Below are 500 nucleotides of genomic sequence, written 5' to 3' on the forward strand. Positions count from 1 at the left end.
TTTGGGAAGTGTTACCAATTGCTAGAGCTACATCTGCTGTTGGTTGTGATGTTAAAACTACTGTGTAATTACCAGTTGTACCGCCTTCTGTAACATTTGTAGAAGTGGGAGTGATTGTGATGGCTGCACTATCATTATCAGTGATATTAGCTGTGACAGCAGCGACGGGAATGCTGTTGTAATTGGTATCCGCTGAAGTGGCGGTATGAGTAATAGTTCCAGTATGGTTTCCTTCGACTAATGTGTCATTAACAGCGGTGACTGTTACGGTTTGTGGTATATTCCAAGTAGCTGAAGTAAAGGTGAGTGTGGAAGCTGAAGTGGTGGTTTGGGAAGTGTTACCAATTGCTAGAGCTACATCTGCTGTTGGTTGTGATGTTAAAACTACTGTGTAATTACCAGTTACGCCGCCTTCTGTAGCTGTTGTCGAAGTGGGAGTGATTGTGACTCCGGCAATATCGTTATCAGTGATATTAGCTGTCACTGAAGGTACGGTAATG

General features: G+C 43.2%; 1 pseudogene. It reads right to left on the bottom strand.

What is annotated here, in order from left to right:
• Positions 1–500, bottom strand: a pseudogene (locus QUB08_RS12010) (beta strand repeat-containing protein); the annotation flags it as partial.

This window comes from Microcoleus sp. BR0-C5 (assembly GCF_036705045.1).
Classification (GTDB): Bacteria; Cyanobacteriota; Cyanobacteriia; order Cyanobacteriales; family Microcoleaceae; genus Microcoleus.